Source organism: Alteriqipengyuania flavescens, from assembly GCF_030406725.1.
GTDB lineage: Bacteria > Pseudomonadota > Alphaproteobacteria > Sphingomonadales > Sphingomonadaceae > Alteriqipengyuania_B > Alteriqipengyuania_B flavescens.
The window spans coordinates 332,236-350,480 of sequence record NZ_CP129107.1; the positions used below are offsets into that span (position 1 = coordinate 332,236).

Sequence of the window (18,245 nt, forward strand, 5' to 3'; positions counted from 1 at the left end):
AGACTAGGGAGCAAATCTTGTCAGTCGGTTAAGGATGGGCGCGGGGCGCTCAGGCGTTCGGCTTCAGTCCGCATCGTCCTGCATGATGCCGTGCTTCTTGATGCAATGGCGCAGCTGGTCGTAGCTCAGCCCCAGTGCCTTGGCCGTCTGGCGCTGGTTCCAGCGGTGGCGGCCGAGCGCGTGTTCGACGATGGTTTTCTCATGCTCGTCCACTGCGGCGCGCAGGTCGTCGCAATCGGCAAAGTCGGGGATCGGCTGGCGTGATGTGGGTCGTGCAGGCGCTGCACCGGCAGGAGATGCGTCTTCGCGCGGCAGCGGTTCGGGCATCCACGGACTGTCGAAGGGGTCGAAAGTGACATCGGCGACCGGGCGGCTGTCGTCCTGCCAGCGATAGACGGCGCGCTCCGCCACATTGCGCAATTCGCGCACGTTGCCTGGCCAGTCGTGCTTCTCCATCGCCTCGCGCACATGGGGCGCGAAGCCCGGCCAGCGGTCCCACCCCAGCTCCGCCGCCATGCGCCGCCCGAAATAGTCTGCCAGCACTTCCACGTCGCCTTCGCGCACGCGCAGCGGCGGCAGGGTGATGACTTCGAAGCTGAGCCGGTCGAGCAGATCGGCGCGAAATCGGCCTTCCCTCGCCATTTGCGGCAGGTTCTCGTTGGTGGCGGCGACGATGCGCACGTCCACGCGGATCGGGCGGCTGCTGCCGATGCGGGTGACCTCGCCGTATTCGACCGCGCGCAGCAGGCGTTCCTGCGCGCCCATCGAAAGCGTGGCCAGTTCGTCGAGAAATAGCGTGCCCCGGTCGGCTTCCTCGAACCGCCCGGCGCGCGCCTTGGTAGCACCGGTGAAAGCGCCGGCTTCGTGGCCGAACAGCTCCGCCTCGATCAGCGTTTCCGGAAGGGCGGCGCAGTTCATGGTGACGAGCGGTTCGTCCCAGCGGGTGGAGAGGCGGTGGAGACGCTCGGCAATCAGTTCCTTGCCCGTCCCGCGCTCGCCGATCACGAGCACGGGGCGCCTCATCGGGGCCGCCTGGCTGGCCCGTTCCACCGCGTCGAGGAACGCGCCGGATTGGCCGATGAATTGTCCTTCCCGCTCCATGACGCCAATATATAGGAAATTTCACCAACCTGAGGCAACGGGCACCACATGTCGTTCGTCGAATTTTATTCAAGTATTTGATTTAACGCAGTAATTATAGTTTGGCACACCCCTTGCTATGTGATGAACAAGCACCGAGCGGTGCCACATTTGAAAGGATCACGATCATGTACAACCGCCAATTCTTCTCGACGCAGCTGGGCAAGGTCTCCGCGCTCTGCATCGCCGCGATGGTGGCGTTCAACCTGATCACCGTCGTCGGCCAGTTCCCGTGCGCAGCCACGCCCACGCTGGTCCACGCCGCTTCCGTGGTTGTCGCCTGATGACCGCCAACGATCCCTCCAACCCGCTGGCGCCGATCCGCGCGAAGGGTGGAGACAACCGCGTCCCCGGGCAGGGCGGGTCCCAATCCCCCCGCCGCGCCCACGCTTCGGCCAGCCGTCTCGACCAAGAAATCGAGCGGCTGCGCCGGAGCCCCCAGCCTGCCGCCGACGCGGCCCGTAATATCAAGGATTCATTTGCCGGAGTTCCCTGGATGGGTATTTTCTCACGTACGCGCGATATCATCGCCGCCAATTTCAACGACATGCTCGACCAGGCCGACGATCCGGCCAAGATGATCCGGATGATCATCATGGAAATGGAAGAAACGCTGGTGGAGGTCCGTGCCTCTGCCGCGCGCACCATCGCCGACCAGAAGGAAATGCACCGCCACACGGTCAAGCTGGACCGGCTGCAGGCCGACTGGGGCGAAAAGGCCCAGCTGGCTTTGAGCAAAGACCGCGAGGATCTGGCCCGCGCGGCGCTGGTCGAAAAGAAGAAGGCGGCCGACATGTCGGACCAGCTGAAGCAGGAAATCGGCGTGCTCGACGATGCGCTGCGGGCTTACGAGGATGACATCCAGAAGCTGCAGAGCCGCCTGCGCGAAGCGCGCAGCCGCCAGACCGGCATCGCCGCCCGCCTCGAAAGCGCGGAGAACCGCGTGAAGCTGCGCACGGTGATGAGCACCGACCGCGTGGACGAGGCGATGAGCCGCTTCGACCAGCTCGAACGCCGCGTCGATTATGCCGAAGGCCGCGCCGACGCGCTCAGCATTGCCGACGGATCGAACACCCCCAGCCTGGCCGACGAGATCGCCGCGCTGGAAGGGGGCGACAAGATCGACGCCGAACTGGAGCAAATGAAAAAGGCGCTCGGCAAGGGCGCCGGCGAAGACAAGAAAGAGGGCTGACCGATGGACGAGATTTTTGGCGCATTGATGGTGGCAGTCGTCTTCATCGGCCTGCCGTGGGTCATCCTCCACTACATTACCAAGTGGAAGACCGCTGCCAGCATAACCGGCGACGACGAAGAGCTGCTCGACGAACTCTACCACCTCGCTCGTCGGCTGGACGAGCGGATGGACACCGTGGAACGGCTGGTCGCGAGCGACAATCCGGAATTCAAGGCGCCGCGCATCCGCCACGACAAGGAAATCGACAACAACCCGCTGCACGAACTCGACCGCATGATGGCGGAGAAAGAAAGGAACGCCCGATGAATAGCCCCCGCACCACCCTCTATCGCGACAAGCAGAATGCGAAATTCATGGGCGTATGCGCGGGCGTGGCCGACTACACCGGTATCAGCGTTTTCTGGGTCCGGCTCGGCTTTCTGGCGGCAATTCTGTCCGGGATCCTCAGCCCGATCGTGATCCCGCTCTACCTGCTTGCCGGCCTGCTGCTGAACAAGAAGCCGCCCCACCTCTATGTCGACCCGCAGGAACAGAAGTATTGGCAGCGCGTCCGGCAGAGCCCGAAGCGCACCGCGCGGGAAATCCGCAGCCGCTTCCGCGACATCGACCGCCGCCTGGCCGAAGTGGAAAGTTTCTACGTCAGCAGCAACCCGCGCCTGAACGCCGAAATCGAGCGGCTGCGCTGATCTGAACCGGGCCGAGGGAGGGCCTGAACCATGGACTTTGGAATTCTCATACCGCTCGCCCCGTTCATCATGGTGCTCGGCATCGTGTGGATCAGCAAGCGCAGCAAGCTGGAAGAGAAGCGCCTCGAGGCGGCCACCAGCCAGAGCGCGGAGAAAGCAGCGCAATACGCCGCCCACACCGCCGAACTGGAACAGCGCGTCCGCGTGCTGGAGCGGATCGTGACCGACCGCGGCTACGACATCGCCACCCAGATCGAGGCCTTGCGGGATATCCAGTCCGTCGAGGAAAGCGGCATCGGAGTCCCACTCGAAATCGAACGCAGGGAGCGCGCGTGATGGACCCGAACCTGCTCGTCATCTTCGGCTTTGTCCTGCTTATCACGATCGTTGCCATCGGGCTTGGCGGGCGGATCCATCGCCGCGATCTGGAACACAAGGAGCGGAGGCTGGAACTGGAAGCCCGCATCGCGGAGGCCAACGCCGGCAGCGGGGCGAACGTCGAGGCGCAGCGCAAGCTTGAAGCGCGGGTCCGCGTGCTGGAACGGATTGCCACCGACCGCGGCCATGACCTGGCCGACCAGATCGAGGCGCTGCGCGATCCTGAAATGGAAGGGAACGGCGTCCCGCTCAAAATGCGCCGCAAGGAGAACGCCTCGTGAGCTTCTGGACCGCCATATTCCTGATCTGCTGCCTCGTCGCCGCCACGCAGATGTACAAGGCGCACCAGCGCCGCGAAGGCGGCATCGTCGTCGACGAACGCGGCAACGAGCGCGAGATCGTGCAGGAGAACCAGAGCCTCAACCGCGAGGTCGCCGAACTGCGCGAACGTATCAAGGTGCTGGAACGCATCGCCACCGATGCCAACACCGGATCGGCCAAGCGCCTGTCCGACGATATCGAGAAACTGCGCGACGACCGCGACTGAGCGGCGGCGCGAACGAGAACCGAAGGGAGAAAGCCATGTTGGGGAGCGAAATGCTGGTCATCTCCGGCGCAGGCCTGGCGGGCATTGCCATCGTCGCCGCGACCGTGCTTGCCGGCTGGAGAAGCTGGCTGGCGCTGAAATTGCGGGAACTTGAAAGCCTCCCTGCAGGGCAGCACGCCGGTGCCGGCCGTAGCCACGATCTTCTGGAGGAGGGTTCGCCCGAAGGCGCCGCCCGGATCGAGATTGCCGCGCTGAAGGAACGCATCCGCAAGCTGGAAGCCATCGCCAGCGGGGTCGACCTCTAGTCTCCTGAATGGCGGAAGAGGAATGTCGGAACCCTAGTGCAGCCGCAGGACTTTCTTTGGCACCCCTTCCCCGTTACGGCCAATTCATGCGCAGCCTTTCCGACATCGCCGAAGAATACGACTTCCTCGAAGGGGACGAACGCTATCGCCTGCTGATCGAGCTGGGCCGCGAGCTGGAGCCGATGCCGGACGCGCTGAAAACCGACGCCACGCTGGTGCGGGGATGCAGCGCGGCGGTATGGGTCTACCCGACCGGCGAGGCGGACAGGCTGCACTTCCTGGCTGACAGCAACGCGGCAATCACCAAGGGCATCGTCGCGCTGGTGATCGCCGCGGTGCAGGACAAGCCCGCCGCCGAAGTCGCAGGCATGGACGTGACCGGCGCCCTTTCCCCGTTCGACCTCAAAAACCAGCTGTCCAGCAACCGGACGCAAGGCGTGCCCAACATGATCGCGCTGGTGAAGGAGCATGCCGCGCGCATCGCCGCGGCCTGACCGCCCCCGCCCATGCGGCATATCTATCTTGCGCTCGGCATTATCTTTGCAGGTCTTGGCGCAATCGGTGCCGCGCTCCCGATCATGCCGACCGTGCCGTTCCTGCTCGTAGCTGTTTACTTTTTCGCTCGCAGCAGCCCGAAGCTTGAAAAGCGAATACTCGACCATCCGCATTTCGGCCCGCAAGTGCGCGATTGGCAGGAACGCCGGGCTATCAGTCGAAAGTCCAAAACGGTGGCAATCCTCGCGATGGCTGGCGGCGCGGTCTTCACCTATTTCACCCTCGGCCACCCATACTATTGGATTTCAATAGCTATCCTGGTGATTTCCGGCACCTGGATCGCCACGCGCAACGAGTGACTGCGACGCAAATCTTGTGGAACATCCGGCCAGGCAAACCATTGATTGTCCAAGCGGGAGGCCAGACATGAGGACAACACAATGGCCATTCTTACCCTGCTCGCGACCATCTTCATTCCGCCGCTCGGTGTGGCGGCGAAGCACGGGCTCGGTGGCACCACGCTGCTTAATCTTGTACTCACCCTGCTGGGGTTCATCCCCGGCCTGATCCACGGACTGTACGTGAACTACGCCCGGTAAATCGCGAGCGATAAACAAGGGAAAGCCCCGTCGGTGCCATCCGCGCACCGGCGGGGTTTCCTACATCCGCCCACCGCCTGCATCATCGCCGCCGCGCGCAAGATTGAAGGCGCGGTGGAAGGATTCGCAAAGGTGACACGCAGACCAGGAAAGTTCGCAGCAAGTATCTGTATAATCTGCATGATCCTCAATCGCAAAGTTTCGCAAAAATGCCCGGTCGGTGTTCCACGAGCCCCACCCTCAGGCGCCAGCGCTGTCCCTCACAACCGCAATCCCGGCTTCGCGCTGGCGCTTCAGCTCGGCCTTCAGCTTGGCAGGCGCACGGGCGAAGACGAAGCCGAAGCTGACGCCGCCTTCCTTGCCGACGGTCGCATGGTGCAGCTTGTGCGACTGGACCAGCCGCTTGGCATAGCCGCGCTTGGGCACGTAACGGAAATAGCGCTGGTGGACGAGCCCGTCGTGGATCAGCGTATAAACGATGCCGTAGAGCAGGATGCCCGCGCCGATCCACGTCGCCGGCTCCCACGCGTTGGTCCCGCGCACCAGCGGGCTGCCGAGCGCGAACATCGACACGCTCATCACTACGCCGACGATGGCGTAAAGGTCGTTGCGCTCCAGCGCATTGTCGTGCGGTTCGTGGTGGTCGCGGTGCCATGCCCAGCCGAAGCCGTGCATCACGTATTTGTGCAGCGCCCAGGCGAAGACTTCCATGCCCATGAAAGTCGCGGCGATGATGGCGATGATGGCCCAGATGCTCATTGTCCGGCCTCCTCGCCGGCGGTGGTCCTTGCCAGAACGCTCGCCCGCTTGCGCGGCAGCGCCCACCACGGCGTGTCGGGGTGGCAGTGGTGTTCGTGGTGGTAGCCGAAATGGAAACACGAAGCGAGGCTGGCCACGGGTCCGAAGCTGTCGCTGCGCGCATTATGCCGGTCCACGAACCTGTCCTCCCCGTGGCGATGCGGGCGGAAAGTGCCGAAATAGAACAGCTGGAGCGACGAGCCGATGGAAGGCACCGCGTAGAACAGCAGCATCTTGCCCACGCCGACATCGAAGGCGAGGTGGTAGAGCCAGAACACGCCGGTCACGAACAGGACCGATCCGATCCCGAAATAGCGCTTCAGGAACGTGGCGTACCACGGCCAGAAGGCGCGCGGGTGGTCGGCGCAGAAATCCGGGTCCTGCGCGGTGCCGGCGTGGCGGTGGTGGGCGAAATGCGCATCGCGCAGCCTGGTCCACGAGAAGCCTGCATAAAGGAACAGCAGCGTCGCTCCGATCGCGGAATTGAGCCGCGGCCGCCCGGGCGCCAGAGAGCCGTGCATCGCATCATGCGCCACGATGAACACACCGACGAACAGCCAGCACTGCAGCACCGCAAGGACGAGCGCGATGGGCGCGGTCGCCCAGCCCAGCTCGAACACGAAGATGGAGTAGGCATGCAGGCCCGCCAGCGCGCCGACGACTGCCGCTGCCAGCCCCAGCCCGACGACGGTCTGGTCCTGGCGCGCGAGCGCAGCGGGTTTCGCGGCAGTGGTTGCACGTGCGGCCATCGCGGCGCGCTATACGCCGTTGCAACTGAACGACAAATAGACGGCGGCTCGCCGTCCGGCGTTTCAGTCTTCGTGCGGGAAGAAGAAGGCGGCCACTTCCTTGCCGATGCGCGCCGGGCGCAGGGTTTTGGCATCGATGCAGCACCAGGCGGATTTCACCTCTGCCAGCACATCCTCGCCCCGCTGGATCACCGTGGAATAAAACGCGCGTGCCCCGGCGATCTTCTCCAGAACCGTCTCCGCGATCACCTCGTCATCGAGGAAAGCAGGGCGGCGATAGGTAATCTCGTGCTTCAGCGCGACCCACGCCTTGCTCGCCACCGCTTCCGGCGGGGCGAGCTTGCGCCAGTGGCTCAGCACCGCGTCCTGCACCCACGAAAGGTAACGCGCATTGTTGACGTGGCCCATGAAATCGATGTCGCCGGGGACGATCGTGATCGGGAAATGATAGGCCTTTGCTGCTGACATGAATGTCAGTTAGCCGCGAATTGCTTACCGTTCCATGACTCTTTTGGGCCGTTTGCCAATTTATGTGCCCGCTTCGCCCGATGCCGCCTTGCCAGCGCGCGGCGGCAATCCCATGAAGGTTGCATGACCAAGAACTCGAAATCGATCACTGGTAAGGCCGCCGTAGCGGGCGCCGCCATCGGCTCTGCCGCCATTACTGCCGCGCTTCTCTATGCCTCCAGAAAGCGGGAAGAGAAGAAGAAACCGCGCAATCCCGACCTGCCGCATATCGACCCGCCCGAAACCGACTGAGGAGACGCGACGTGAAAGCCCTGCGAAGCCATGAGGTCGGCGGCCCGGAAACCCTGACTCTGGACGAAATCGACGCGCCCGTTCCCGCCGCGAACGAGGTGCTGGTCGCGGTGAAGGCCTGCGCGATCAATTACCCCGACACGCTGATCACCCGCGATCTCTACCAGTTCAAGCCGCCCCGCCCCTTCGCGCCCGGCGGCGAGATTGCCGGCGTGGTCGAGGCTGTGGGCGACGATGTCACCCGGTGGCAGCCCGGCGACCGGGTGATTGCCATGCTCGGCAACGGCGGCCTGGCCGAAAAGGTCACCGTGGATGCGGGCCGCATGTTCGCCATCCCCGATGGGGTGGAGTTCGAAATCGCCGCTTCGCTGCTGATGACCTACGGGACCACGATCCACGGGCTGAAGGACCGCGGCGACATCGCCGAAGGCGAAACCGTGCTGGTGCTCGGCGCAGCCGGCGGCGTGGGCCTGTCCGCCATCGAGATCGCCAAAGCCTACGGCGCCCGCGTGGTCGCCGGCGTTTCCAGCGAGGAGAAGGCCGACATCGCGCGCAAGGCCGGGGCGGACGAGGTGGTGATCTACCCGCGCGCGCCGTTCGACAAGGACACATCGAAGCAGCTGGCGAACGACTTCAAGGCGGCGGTCGGCCCGAATGGCGCAGACATCGTCTATGACATCGTCGGCGGCGACTATTCGGAGCCTGCCTTGCGCTCGATCGCCTGGGAAGGCCGTTTCCTCGTCATCGGCTTTCCTGCGGGAATCGCGAAGATGCCGCTCAACCTGACGCTGCTGAAAAGCTGCGACATCCGCGGCGTCTTCTGGGGCGCGTTTACTGCGCGCGAGCCGAAGAAGAACGCCGAGAATATCGCCCAGCTGTTCGAATGGCTGAAGGACGGCAGGATCAAGCCGCTGGTGAGCGAGACTTTCCCGCTGGAACGCGGCGGCGAGGCGATTGCGAAGCTGGAAAACCGCGAGGCGGTGGGCAAGCTCGTCGTCACGATGTAGGATTGCGGCCGAAACGATTGCGCGGCCTTTGCCGCGCGCCTATCTCGCGGCCGAATTTCAGGGAGCACTTTCAATGACCGACTTTTCCGACCGCCGCAAAGGCGAGGAAGCCAAATTCGCAATGGACGACGAAATGGCCTTCCGCGTCGCCGCACGCCGCAACCGCCTGCTGGGCGAATGGGCCGCGGGCCTGATGGGCCTGACCGAAGAGGAAACCGACTCCTACAAGAAGGCCGTGGTGCAGGCCGACTTCGAAGAGGCGGGCGACGAGGACGTGATCCGCAAGCTGCTTGGCGATCTCACCGCGTCCGACTGCGACGTCTCCGAAGCGGACATTCGCACCAAGCTGGAAGAGAAAAGCGTCGAGGCGCGCCGCCAGCTGATGGAAGAAAGCTGAGCCGATGCCGATGGCAGCAGGCGAGATCGAACGGCTGATCAAGGCCGCCCTGCCCGATGCCGAGGTCGAGATCCGCGACCTGGCCGGCGATGGCGACCATTATGCCGCGCACGTCGTCTGCCCCGCCTTCGCCGGGAAGGCGCGCGTGGCCCAGCACAAGATGGTTTACGACGCGCTGGGCGGGCGCATGGGCGGGGAACTTCACGCCTTGCAACTCACGACCGCCGCACCCAACTGAGCGTCAACGCATTCTTCCAGACTTCCGCGAGGCCGCACACATGTCCGACATCAATTCCCGCATCGACGAAATCGTCAGCAAGGACGACGTGGTCCTGTTCATGAAGGGCACGCCGCTGTTCCCGCAATGCGGCTTTTCCAGCCGCGCGGTCGCAATCCTCGAAAACCTCGGGGTCGAATACGGCAGCGTCGACGTGCTGCAGGACATGGAAATCCGCCAGGGTATCAAGACCTATTCCGACTGGCCGACCATCCCCCAGCTCTACGTGAAGGGCGAATTCCAGGGCGGCAGCGACATCATGATGGAAATGTTCGAAAGCGGCGAACTCAAGACCCTGATGACCGAAAAAGGCGTCAAGGAAGTTTCCTAGCTTCAAGAAGCCGCCTCCGCGCGTAGTACTTTTTCCTCATGAAGCCGCTTCTGCAGCTTCGTCCTTCCTGCTGTTCCCACCGCTACGCGGCGGGGCAGGTCCGGGACGGGCGGTCGCCCTTGCCGCCGCCTGCGCGGCGGAGCTCCGCGACTTGGATTGCTGACTATCACTGTCGCACCGCGCAGGCGGTGCCAGAGGCCGGAAGCGAAGTCGAAGGCACAACCGACCAAAGGTCACCTGCACGGCCGACCGCGGCGGCCTCGCAGCCGGAACGAAGTCCCGGCGAAGAGAATAGCCGCGAGGACGACCGCGCGGAGGCGCGGTCATGAGAAAAAGCTTGTTCGAGGACGAAGCCGCGGAGGCAGCTTCATGAAACAAAATTCCAAGGGTTAAGGCGGGACCGTGTGACCGGGTTGTGGGGCAACAGGGGTAGGTGACGGCCCCGCCTTAATTCGAAGACTGTACGAACCAGCGTACGCCATCACCCATGCATTCCCCGTGCCAGTTTGGCCAATCCGGCAATCCCTGCGCTATGCGATGGTAAGCATGGCGTTAACGCCGGCCCCGTGTGTAAAGCGGACCGACAGGCGCATGCCCGGATTTCGCTTGCCCGCCGCAAGCCCTGCCCGCAAAAGCGCCCCATGAGTGGTGATCCGCAACCCGAAACGATCCCGGCCGCAACCGTCGTCATCTTCCGCAACGATCCCGCCGGCGGCCCGCCGCAGCTGCTGATGGTCACACGATCGCGCAACATGAGCTTTGCAGGCGGCATGGCGGTGTTCCCCGGCGGACGCATCGACCCGGCAGACCGCGAACTTGCCGCGCGCATCGCACCGCAGTTCGACGAAATCCAAGGCGCCGCCATGATCGCCGCGATGCGCGAAACGCTGGAGGAAACCGGCCTCGTCATCGCGGTGAAGGAAGCCGTCAGCGCGGCGGAGGCCGCCGATGCGCGGGCCATGCTGCTGGAAACCGTGGCGCTCGCACCCGTGCTCGAACACTTCGGCTGGACGCTCGACCTGTCGCGGCTGGTCTATTTCGCACGCTGGTGGCCGCGCTTTCGCCACGAACGCAGCTTCGACACGCATTTCTACCTCTACGACATCGGCACCGGCGCAGTCGACATCGCGGTGGATGCAACGGAGAACACGCGCCTGTTCTGGACCAGCGCCGCAGATGCATTGGCCGCTGCCGACCGCGGCGAAATGGCGGTTATATTCCCGACCCGCCGCAACCTCGAACGACTGGCCACATTCGCCGATTTCGGCGCTGCGAAGGCCCATGCCGAAGCAACTCCGGTCCGCACCATCACACCGAAGATCGAGGATCGCGAAGGCGGCCGCGTACTGACGATCCCCGGCGACCTCGGCTACCCGGTGACGGAAGAGGAAATTAGCAGCGCCATGCGCGGATGACCGGCCCTTCCGGGCCGAAACGATCTGGCGCGCCCGGCAGGATTGTGTCGCCGCTCGCGCGTCGACACGTCTCCGCCGCTTCGCGGCTCCGACTCCGAACAGTTCGATCCCTTAAGGCACCCACCAGATCGTCCACGGCCCTTCCGGGCCGAAACGATCTGGCGCGCCCGGCAGGACTCGAACCTGCAACTCCAAGCTTAGAAGGCTCGTGCTCTATCCAGTTGAACTACGGGCGCGCGCTGGGCGGCGCTTTAGCGCGCTTTGCGGCAGGCGCAAATCGGGTTTAGGCCGCTGGCATGACGGAAAACCCGTCCGGACCGCCTGCCACGCCGGCAACGCCGCCCCGCTTCCGCTATGCCGATTTCGTCATGGCGGCGTTCGTGACCGTGCTATTGTTCTCGAACGTCATCGGCGCAGGCAAGGTGGCGGAGATTACCGTGCCAGGGCTCGGCACCATCCCGTTCGGCGCGGGGCTGCTGTTCTTCCCCGTATCCTATGTGATCGGAGACGTGTTGACCGAGGTGTACGGCTATGCCCGCGCACGGCGGGTGATCTGGACGTGGTTTGCCGCGCTTGTTTTCATGGCTTTCATGAGCTGGGCGGTGGTGACGATGCCGCCGGCAGCGGACTGGGGCAACCAGCATGCCTATGTCCGCGTTTTCGGCCAGGTCCCGCGTATCGTGGTGGCCTCGATCGTCGCCTTCTGGGCCGGCGAATTCGTGAATGCCTATGTGCTGGCGAAGATGAAGATCTGGACCGGGGGCCGCTATCTCTGGACCCGGACGATCGGATCGACCGTGGTCGGCCAAGGCGTGGACAGCGCGCTATTCTACCCGATCGCGTTCCTCGGCGTGGAAGGCTGGACCACCGAACTGGTCGTCACGGTGGCGCTGACCCAGTGGGCGCTGAAAACCGCGTGGGAGGCCCTTCTTACCCTCGCGACCTATGCGGCTGTCGGCTGGCTGAAGCGCCGCGAGGGGGTGGATGTTTTCGATACGGATACGGATTTCTCTCCTTTCAAAACCAAAGTCACTGGGCGGTAGCGAGCCAGAGCGCGGGCGGCCGGTCGGCCTTGCCGTCCCCTGCGGGACGGATTGGAAATTCTCCCGTAGCGGGGCAGTTATAAATCAATCCGCGATCAGGCCGATGGCGAGATAGATCAGGATGGCGGATCCGAAGCCGAGGATGGTCGCGGCGACGAAGCCGAGGCGGACGATCATCGGGTCCCAGTCGAAGCGGTTCGCGAGCCCTGCGCAGACACCGAGCAGCTTGCCGTTGTCCTTGTCGAGACGGAATTCTGCCCCATACTTCTCGGTGCTCGAACCGATCACGGGGCCGTTCTTGTCGAGCTGGCTCATGCGACCATCCCTGCGACAGCGCTGGCGTTTTCGGCCGGAACGATGGCGAAGGCCAGGAAGGCTGCGGAGATCGCGAAGGCCGAGACGACCGAAGCGAGCTGTTCGAATTTTGCGGACAAACCAAACATTGTGTTTCCTTTCATCGGTGCCGGAGAACAATTCTGCCGACGCAAACACCGTTGCATGGCCCGTGCCAGTTTCGGAAAATCGCTGTTTTCCGCCATTTTTCCGCCAGCAATGTTTGCTTTCATTTTGCTGAATGCCATTGCTTGGTAAAATTCACCAACTGTTGGCTTTGTAATTCCGGCGCATTGCCGCGGCCCGAATTCACACGGCCATTGGCGCGCCGCAAAACCGCTCGTATCGCTGGCAAGGATCATGCCGCTCGCCCAGTTTTCCCTTGTCCGTTTCCGCAATCACGCCGCGACTTCGCTCGGCGGCCTGGCGCGCTTCAACCTGCTGGTGGGGGAGAACGGCGCGGGCAAGACCAATGTGCTGGAAGGATTATCCCTCCTCGCTCCCGGACGCGGCTTGCGCCGGGCGGCGCTGGCGGAGATGGCGATGGCAGGTGGCGACGGCAGTTTTGCGGTGAATGCCCTCATTACGGGCGAGGACGAGCTGGCGATCGGCACCGGCACCCTCCCCGGCCGGCCGGGCCGCCGCGTCACGCGCATCAACGGCGCAGAGACCAGTGCGACCCAGATCGGCGAATGGTTCGCCGCATCGTGGCTGACGCCCGCGATGGACCGCCTGTTCACCGATAGCGCGGGCGGACGGCGCCGCTTCCTCGATCGGCTGGTGGTGGCGCTGGAACCGGTCCACGCGCGCCATGCGAGCCGATATGAAGCGGCCTTGCGCGAACGCAATCGTCTGCTGTCGGCGGACATCATGCCCGAAGCGCGCTGGTTTTCGGCTGTCGAGGCCCAGTTGGCCGAACATGGCGCCGCGCTGGCAGCCGGGCGGGCGCGATTGGTCGAGGCACTGGCGGGGGCGCTTTCCGCCATGCCGGAAGAACCCTTCGCGCGGCCCGAACTCGCCCTCGACCACGGCGGTCCGATCCACGGCAATGCACTGGCCGACGCACTGGCCCGCGGGCGGGATCGCGACCGGGCTGCGGGGCGCACGTTGACCGGCCCGCATCGCAGCGAGCTTTCCGTGACCCTTGCGGGCAAGGGCGTGCCCGCGGCGCAGGCCTCGACCGGGGAGCAGAAGGCGATGCTGATCGCCATCGTCCTCGCGCATCTCGAACTCGCCTTGCGGGAGCGGCCCGGCCTGCTGCTGCTGGACGAGGTTGCCGCCCATCTCGATCCCGTTCGACGCGCGGCCCTGTTCGAACGGCTTGCCGGCATGGACGCGCAGGTCTGGCTGACCGGGACCGAGCTCGCCCCCTTCAGCGACCTGCCCGCCGACGCCGCCCGCTGGCGGGTATTTCATGGCGAGGTGACGCGGCTTTAGCTGGCCGGCAAGGCGTCCTGCACGTCGTCCAGCGTCGCTTCGACCAGCGCGGCCACGCCTTGTGCCGTGGGGTGGATTCGGTCCACCTGGTTGAGCTCCGGCCGCGCAATGATCGGTTCCTGGAAGAACGGCACGAGATCGGCGTCGTATTCGCGCGCAAGGTCGCGGTAGATCGCGTCGAACTGGCGCTGGAAATCGCCGCCGTAGTTGGGCGGCGCGCGCATGCCCATCAGCAGCACGGGAATGCCGCGCTTGGTCGCTTCGGCCATCATGAAGTCGAGGTTGGCGCGGGTCTCCTCCACAGGAAGACCGCGCAGCAAGTCGTTGCCGCCCAGCTCCAGGATCAGGAGGTCGGGCTTCGTCGCCATGTTATCGAGCGTGAAGGCGAAGCGTTGCCGACCGGCGGCGGTGGTGTTGCCCGATACGCCCGCGTTCTGGACGGTCGCGTTGATGCCTTGTGCGCGCAGGGCCGCCTGCAGTTGCGCCGGATAGCTTTCCGAAGGCTGCAAACGGTAGCCCGCAAACAGGCTGTCCCCGAAGGCGAGGATGGTGCGCGAAGGCCCCGCAATCGCCGCGCTCTCTGTAACCACGCTGCTTGGTGTCGCGTCGCCTTCCGGCGCCTGCGCCGGCTCCGCGCTCCCGCAAGCCGATAGGGTCAAGGCCAGCGCCATCGCCATCGCGCGAACGGGAAAAACAGGTTTCAGCATGCAACCTCCTTGGACTTGCCCGCCAGCTATGCCATCGCTGCATCCCGTGTCCACCTCTCCCGAAACCAGCCCCGCCATTGTCGCCGAAAACCTCACCCTGACGCTTGGCGATGCCGCCGCACCGGTCGATATCCTGCGCGGCATCGACCTGACGGTCCGCGCCGGCGAGATGGTGGCGCTGCTCGGTCCGTCGGGATCGGGCAAGAGCTCGCTGATGGCGGTCCTTTCCGGCCTCGAGCGGGCGACCGGCGGCTCGCTCAGCGTCGCCGGGCAGGATTTCACGCATATGGACGAGGATGCGCTCGCCGCAGCACGGCGCGGGCGCATCGGCATCGTGTTGCAGGCCTTCCACCTACTGCCGACCATGACCGCGCGCGAAAACGTGGCGACCCCGATGGAGTTGGCCGGGATGGCGGACGCAGCGGAGCGGGCCGAGGCGGAACTGGTGGCTGTCGGCCTTGGCCACCGGCTGGGCCATTATCCGACCCAGCTTTCCGGCGGAGAGCAGCAGCGCGTCGCCATTGCCCGCGCGATCGCACCGCGCCCGACCATCATTTTCGCCGACGAGCCGACCGGCAACCTCGATGCGGCGACGGGCGCGGAAATCGTCGACCTGTTGTTCGCACGGCGCGCGGAAACCGGTGCGACGCTGGTCGTCATCACCCATGACGAAAGCCTCGCCAAGCGCTGCGAACGCATCGTGCGCCTCGCCGACGGGCTCGTCGCTTCGGACGGCCGCGGGTGAGCAATATTTCCTGGGCCACCGCCTGGCGGATCGCCCGGCGCGACCTCAACGGGCGCTTTCGCGGGTTGCGCCTGCTGGTCATCTGCCTGTTCCTCGGCGTGGGCGCGCTGGCGGCCATCGGCACGCTGACCAGTGCGGTCGGCGGCGAGATCGAGGCGCGCGGCCGCGAATTCCTGGGCGGCGACATCCAGCTTTCGGTCTGGCAGCGCGACCTCGCCCCGGACGAACTGGCTGCGCTGGAGGAGCTGGGCACCATATCCGGCGGCTTCCGGATGCAGGCGATGGCAACTGCGGGCGAGAACGCCGCGCCTGTCGGGCTGAAGGCGGTCGACAGCGAATATCCGCTGGTCGGCACTCTCACGCTGGCGGGCGGCCGCGCGGCGGGCGCACCGGCTGCGGGCGAGGCGTATATCGCGAAAGGGGCTGCCGACCGGCTAGACGCGGCGGTGGGCGACACGGTGACCATCGCCGGGCAGGAACTGCGCGTCACAGGGATCATCGAGACCGAGCCCGACCAGCTGTCCGAAGGCTTTTCGCTCGGCCCCACGGTCATCGTCGACCGCGCCTTTCCGGGAGAAGCAGGCTTGCTCGAGCCCGGCGCGCTTTACCGGGCGCGGTACCGTGTGGCGCTCGACGATGTCGGCCGCGATACCGAAGCCCTGGCGGAGGCGCTGGAGGAGCGTTTCCCGCAAGCCGGCTTCGAATATCGCACGCGCGACAATGCCTCGCCCGGGGCTGACCGCTTCGTCAGCCGGATGGGCGAATTCCTCGTCCTCGTTGGCCTGGCCGCGCTGGTCATTGCCGGCATCGGCATCGGCGGCGGTGTGTCATCCTACCTGCAAGCGCGCCGCAGCAGCATCGCCACGCTGAAAGTCCTCGGCGCGTCGAGCCGCGATATCGCCCGTATCTACGCCCTGCAGATCGGCGCCGCGGCGCTGATCGGCAGCGTCGCTGGCCTTGTGGGGGGGGTGGCGGTCACGCCGTTCCTCGCCCGTGCGCTGGCCGACCTGCTACCGACAGGGAGCGGTTTCGCCATCGATCCGCTCGCCCTGCTGCGCGCAGCCGGTTTCGGGCTGCTGGTGGCATTGGTGTTCTCCGCCCCGCCCCTGCTCGCTGCGCGCCGGTTTCCGGCCATGGCACTGATGCGCGCACGGGTCAGCCCGCTCTCGCAGCGCTGGAAGGAAGGCGCACCGTGGGTCGTGGGAGGGCTCGCGGGGATCGTGGCACTCGCACTCGTCGGCGCGCCGCAGCCCTTGCTCAGCGCCGGCTTCCTCGGTGGGGCGGCGGTGCTGCTTGGCCTGCTTGCGCTGCTCGGCTGGATCATCCGCAAGCTCGCCGCGCGCCTGCCCAGCCCCCGTAACCCGCTGCTCCGCACCGCCAAGGCGAACCTGCACCGCCCGGGCGCGTCGACCGGCCAGCTGGTTACCGCGCTCGGCTTCGGCCTGTCCGCCTTCGTGCTGCTCGCCGCCATCCAGAGCGCCATCGACGGCAATATCCGGCAGCGCGTCCCCGCACAGGCGCCGGACTATTTCGTGCTCGACGTGCCGCGCGACAGCGAGGCGGAGTTCCGCACGCTGGTAGCACGCGACAACCCGGCAGCAGAGGTGCGAACGGTGCCGGCGCTGCGCGGCAAGATCCTGGCCTACGGGCCACAGGACGCGCCGGTCGTGGTCGCGGAACTGGAGGAAATCCCTGACGGTGCCTGGCCCCTGCGCGGCGAGCGCGGCCTCACCTATGCCGACGAAGTGCCGGAAGGAAACACGCTGACCGCCGGCGAATGGTGGGGTGCGGATTACGAGGGCGAGCCGCTCGTTTCGGTCGACGAGGAGCTTGCCGAAGCGATCGACCTGAGGCTGGGCGACACGATCACCGTCGGCATCCTCGGCGTCGAACGCACCGCACGGATCGCCAGTTTCCGCACGATCGACTGGGACAGCTTCGGCTTCAATTACGTCTTCGTATTCTCCCCCAATGCCCTGCGCGACGCACCGCACAATCTGGCGGCCACCATCGAGCTGCCGGAAAGCGCGGACACCGGCCCGCTGCTGCGCGACCTTGTCCGCATCCTGCCCTCAAGTTCGGTGATCGAGATCGGCTCGGTCCTCACCCAGGCGCGCGAACTCTTGAGGCAGGTCGGCACCGCGATCCTGGCCGCGGCATCGGTCGCGGTGCTGGCGGGCCTGGCCGTCCTCCTGGGCGCAATAGCCGCGGCGCGGGCGAGCCGGATTTACGACACGGTGATCCTGCGCGTGCTCGGCGCAAGCCGGCGCCAGTTGCTCCTGCTGCAACTGGCGGAATATGGCGCGCTTGCCGTAATCCTGGCGCTGGTTGCGCTTGGCCTCGGGTCCGGACTCGCATGGCTGGTCGTGACGCAGTTGTTCGAATTCGACTGGTTGCCGGACTGGGGCACGGTGCTGGGCGTGCTCGGGGCCGGCCTCGCGCTGGTCATCGCCTTTGCGCTGGGCGGATCGCTGCCACTGCTGCGCGCGAAGCCGGCGCGCGCGTTACGCTCGGATTAGGCGGCCCTTCCCGCAGCCATCCGCTCGATCGAAGCGCGCACGGGCCCCGAACGGAAACCCGCCGCCTCGATTGCTGCGCAGACTTCCGACGCGCTGCGGCCCAGCTGTGCCTGCGCCAGTCCCCACAGCAGCGCGCTGCGCGTCCCGGAGCGGCAATAGAGCAATCGCTTGGCGCCGTGCCGCTGGAGGATATTCGCCAAGGCGGCAATATCGTCTTCGCCGGCCCCGCCGATCGTGATCGGGATTTCGCGATAGGCGATCCGCTCGTCGCGCGCTGCCGCCTCTATCTCCGCTCCGTCGGGCTGGTCTCTTGATTCCCGGTCCGGCCGGTTGTTGACGATCAGCGTCACCCCCATGGCCTTGATCCTGGACATGTCCGCCGG

At 65.5% G+C, this 18,245-nt stretch carries 29 protein-coding genes and 1 tRNA gene; 21 read left to right on the forward strand and 9 right to left on the reverse strand.

The window, feature by feature from the left end:
• Positions 1 to 63: 63 nt before the first annotated feature.
• Complete coding sequence (gene pspF / locus QQW98_RS01800) at positions 64 to 1,101, reverse strand: phage shock protein operon transcriptional activator (RefSeq protein WP_290135857.1); 1,038 nt, start codon at positions 1,099 to 1,101, stop codon at positions 64 to 66.
• Between the two features lie 167 nt (positions 1,102 to 1,268).
• Between pspF and QQW98_RS01805 the strand changes: the two genes are divergently transcribed.
• From QQW98_RS01805 to QQW98_RS01855, 11 genes are all read left to right on the forward strand, one after another.
• A complete protein-coding gene (locus QQW98_RS01805) occupies positions 1,269 to 1,424 on the forward strand; it encodes a hypothetical protein (RefSeq protein WP_290135858.1) in 156 nt (51 codons plus the stop codon).
• Positions 1,424 to 2,332, forward strand: coding sequence for a phage shock protein PspA (gene pspA / locus QQW98_RS01810; RefSeq protein WP_319023298.1), 909 nt, complete (start codon positions 1,424 to 1,426; stop codon positions 2,330 to 2,332). The genes QQW98_RS01805 and pspA overlap by 1 nt, the downstream gene beginning before the upstream one ends.
• Positions 2,333 to 2,335: 3 nt before the next feature.
• Complete coding sequence (pspB, locus tag QQW98_RS01815; RefSeq protein ID WP_290135859.1) at positions 2,336 to 2,641, forward strand: envelope stress response membrane protein PspB; 306 nt, start codon at positions 2,336 to 2,338, stop codon at positions 2,639 to 2,641.
• Positions 2,638 to 3,021: an envelope stress response membrane protein PspC gene (gene pspC / locus QQW98_RS01820; RefSeq protein ID WP_290135860.1), complete on the forward strand. Its 384-nt coding sequence runs from the start codon at positions 2,638 to 2,640 to the stop codon at positions 3,019 to 3,021. The genes pspB and pspC overlap by 4 nt, the downstream gene beginning before the upstream one ends.
• Before the next feature lie 30 nt (positions 3,022 to 3,051).
• Positions 3,052 to 3,357, forward strand: a complete 306-nt coding sequence (locus QQW98_RS01825; protein ID WP_290135861.1) for a hypothetical protein — start codon at positions 3,052 to 3,054, stop codon at positions 3,355 to 3,357.
• Entirely contained in the window at positions 3,357 to 3,680 is a 324-nt protein-coding gene (locus tag QQW98_RS01830) for a hypothetical protein (protein WP_290136826.1), read from the forward strand. The genes QQW98_RS01825 and QQW98_RS01830 overlap by 1 nt, the downstream gene beginning before the upstream one ends.
• Positions 3,677 to 3,946 (forward strand): hypothetical protein, encoded by a 270-nt coding sequence (locus tag QQW98_RS01835; protein ID WP_290135862.1) that lies wholly within the window; start codon positions 3,677 to 3,679, stop codon positions 3,944 to 3,946. Before QQW98_RS01830 ends, QQW98_RS01835 begins: the two co-directional genes overlap by 4 nt.
• Before the next feature lie 35 nt (positions 3,947 to 3,981).
• Positions 3,982 to 4,251 (forward strand): hypothetical protein, encoded by a 270-nt coding sequence (locus tag QQW98_RS01840; protein ID WP_290135863.1) that lies wholly within the window; start codon positions 3,982 to 3,984, stop codon positions 4,249 to 4,251.
• A gap of 86 nt (positions 4,252 to 4,337) precedes the next feature.
• Positions 4,338 to 4,745, forward strand: coding sequence for a SufE family protein (locus tag QQW98_RS01845; RefSeq protein WP_290135864.1), 408 nt, complete (start codon positions 4,338 to 4,340; stop codon positions 4,743 to 4,745).
• Positions 4,746 to 4,757: 12 nt separating this feature from the next.
• Positions 4,758 to 5,105, forward strand: coding sequence for a YbaN family protein (locus QQW98_RS01850; protein ID WP_290135865.1), 348 nt, complete (start codon positions 4,758 to 4,760; stop codon positions 5,103 to 5,105).
• 81 nt (positions 5,106 to 5,186) lie between these two features.
• Positions 5,187 to 5,345, forward strand: coding sequence for a YqaE/Pmp3 family membrane protein (locus tag QQW98_RS01855; protein ID WP_290135866.1), 159 nt, complete (start codon positions 5,187 to 5,189; stop codon positions 5,343 to 5,345).
• 240 nt (positions 5,346 to 5,585) lie between these two features.
• Here the strand turns inward: QQW98_RS01855 and QQW98_RS01860 are convergent, their stop codons facing one another.
• The 3 genes from QQW98_RS01860 to QQW98_RS01870 all read right to left on the reverse strand — a co-directional run bounded on the left by QQW98_RS01860 (position 5,586) and on the right by QQW98_RS01870 (position 7,360).
• The gene (locus QQW98_RS01860) at positions 5,586 to 6,104 is read right to left on the reverse strand and encodes a sterol desaturase family protein (RefSeq protein WP_290135867.1); all 519 of its coding nucleotides are present in this window, start codon (positions 6,102 to 6,104) and stop codon (positions 5,586 to 5,588) included.
• A complete protein-coding gene (locus tag QQW98_RS01865; RefSeq protein WP_290135868.1) occupies positions 6,101 to 6,892 on the reverse strand; it encodes a fatty acid desaturase in 792 nt (263 codons plus the stop codon). The genes QQW98_RS01860 and QQW98_RS01865 overlap by 4 nt, the downstream gene beginning before the upstream one ends.
• Before the next feature lie 63 nt (positions 6,893 to 6,955).
• A complete protein-coding gene (locus tag QQW98_RS01870) occupies positions 6,956 to 7,360 on the reverse strand; it encodes an acyl-CoA thioesterase (protein WP_290135869.1) in 405 nt (134 codons plus the stop codon).
• Between the two features lie 123 nt (positions 7,361 to 7,483).
• Between QQW98_RS01870 and QQW98_RS01875 the strand changes: the two genes are divergently transcribed.
• From QQW98_RS01875 to QQW98_RS01900, 6 genes are all read left to right on the forward strand, one after another.
• A complete protein-coding gene (locus QQW98_RS01875) occupies positions 7,484 to 7,651 on the forward strand; it encodes an isopropylmalate isomerase (protein WP_290135870.1) in 168 nt (55 codons plus the stop codon).
• A gap of 11 nt (positions 7,652 to 7,662) precedes the next feature.
• A complete protein-coding gene (locus QQW98_RS01880) occupies positions 7,663 to 8,658 on the forward strand; it encodes an NADPH:quinone oxidoreductase family protein (protein WP_290135871.1) in 996 nt (331 codons plus the stop codon).
• Between the two features lie 73 nt (positions 8,659 to 8,731).
• Complete coding sequence (locus QQW98_RS01885) at positions 8,732 to 9,055, forward strand: DUF1476 domain-containing protein (RefSeq protein WP_290135872.1); 324 nt, start codon at positions 8,732 to 8,734, stop codon at positions 9,053 to 9,055.
• A gap of 4 nt (positions 9,056 to 9,059) precedes the next feature.
• Complete coding sequence (locus QQW98_RS01890) at positions 9,060 to 9,293, forward strand: BolA family protein (protein ID WP_290135873.1); 234 nt, start codon at positions 9,060 to 9,062, stop codon at positions 9,291 to 9,293.
• A 40-nt stretch (positions 9,294 to 9,333) separates the two neighbouring features.
• Positions 9,334 to 9,663 carry a Grx4 family monothiol glutaredoxin gene (grxD, locus tag QQW98_RS01895; RefSeq protein WP_290135874.1) on the forward strand — a complete coding sequence of 110 codons (330 nt, stop codon included), beginning with the start codon at positions 9,334 to 9,336 and terminating at the stop codon, positions 9,661 to 9,663.
• Positions 9,664 to 10,304: 641 nt separating this feature from the next.
• Entirely contained in the window at positions 10,305 to 11,078 is a 774-nt protein-coding gene (locus tag QQW98_RS01900) for an NUDIX domain-containing protein (RefSeq protein ID WP_290135875.1), read from the forward strand.
• 159 nt (positions 11,079 to 11,237) lie between these two features.
• Here QQW98_RS01900 and QQW98_RS01905 read toward each other — a convergent pair.
• Positions 11,238 to 11,314: transfer RNA gene (locus QQW98_RS01905), tRNA-Arg, on the reverse strand.
• A 60-nt stretch (positions 11,315 to 11,374) separates the two neighbouring features.
• Between QQW98_RS01905 and QQW98_RS01910 the strand changes: the two genes are divergently transcribed.
• Positions 11,375 to 12,121: a queuosine precursor transporter gene (locus tag QQW98_RS01910; protein ID WP_290135876.1), complete on the forward strand. Its 747-nt coding sequence runs from the start codon at positions 11,375 to 11,377 to the stop codon at positions 12,119 to 12,121.
• 84 nt (positions 12,122 to 12,205) lie between these two features.
• Here QQW98_RS01910 and QQW98_RS01915 read toward each other — a convergent pair whose 3' ends face one another.
• Positions 12,206 to 12,436, reverse strand: a complete 231-nt coding sequence (locus tag QQW98_RS01915; protein WP_319023299.1) for a PspC domain-containing protein — start codon at positions 12,434 to 12,436, stop codon at positions 12,206 to 12,208.
• Complete coding sequence (locus tag QQW98_RS01920) at positions 12,433 to 12,816, reverse strand: hypothetical protein (protein WP_290135877.1); 384 nt, start codon at positions 12,814 to 12,816, stop codon at positions 12,433 to 12,435. Before QQW98_RS01920 ends, QQW98_RS01915 begins: the two co-directional genes overlap by 4 nt.
• Between QQW98_RS01920 and recF the strand changes: the two genes are divergently transcribed.
• Entirely contained in the window at positions 12,815 to 13,891 is a 1,077-nt protein-coding gene (recF, locus tag QQW98_RS01925) for a DNA replication/repair protein RecF (protein WP_290135878.1), read from the forward strand. The two genes, QQW98_RS01920 and recF, sit on opposite strands and share 2 nt — an antisense overlap.
• On the opposite strand, the gene QQW98_RS01930 is transcribed toward recF, so the two are convergent.
• Positions 13,888 to 14,598, reverse strand: a complete 711-nt coding sequence (locus tag QQW98_RS01930) for an arylesterase (RefSeq protein ID WP_290135879.1) — start codon at positions 14,596 to 14,598, stop codon at positions 13,888 to 13,890. The genes recF and QQW98_RS01930 overlap by 4 nt on opposite strands.
• A 28-nt stretch (positions 14,599 to 14,626) precedes the next feature.
• On the opposite strand from QQW98_RS01930, the gene QQW98_RS01935 reads away from it, so the two are divergent.
• Both QQW98_RS01935 and QQW98_RS01940 read left to right on the forward strand, forming a co-directional pair.
• Positions 14,627 to 15,343 (forward strand): ABC transporter ATP-binding protein, encoded by a 717-nt coding sequence (locus QQW98_RS01935; protein WP_290135880.1) that lies wholly within the window; start codon positions 14,627 to 14,629, stop codon positions 15,341 to 15,343.
• On the forward strand, positions 15,340 to 17,862 hold the full coding sequence (locus QQW98_RS01940; RefSeq protein ID WP_290135881.1) for an ABC transporter permease: 2,523 nt from the start codon (positions 15,340 to 15,342) through the stop codon (positions 17,860 to 17,862). The genes QQW98_RS01935 and QQW98_RS01940 overlap by 4 nt, the downstream gene beginning before the upstream one ends.
• Here the strand turns inward: QQW98_RS01940 and QQW98_RS01945 are convergent.
• Positions 17,859 to 18,236 carry a TIGR01244 family sulfur transferase gene (locus tag QQW98_RS01945; RefSeq protein ID WP_404800844.1) on the reverse strand — a complete coding sequence of 126 codons (378 nt, stop codon included), beginning with the start codon at positions 18,234 to 18,236 and terminating at the stop codon, positions 17,859 to 17,861. The two genes, QQW98_RS01940 and QQW98_RS01945, sit on opposite strands and share 4 nt — an antisense overlap.
• Positions 18,237 to 18,245: the final 9 nt, after the last annotated feature.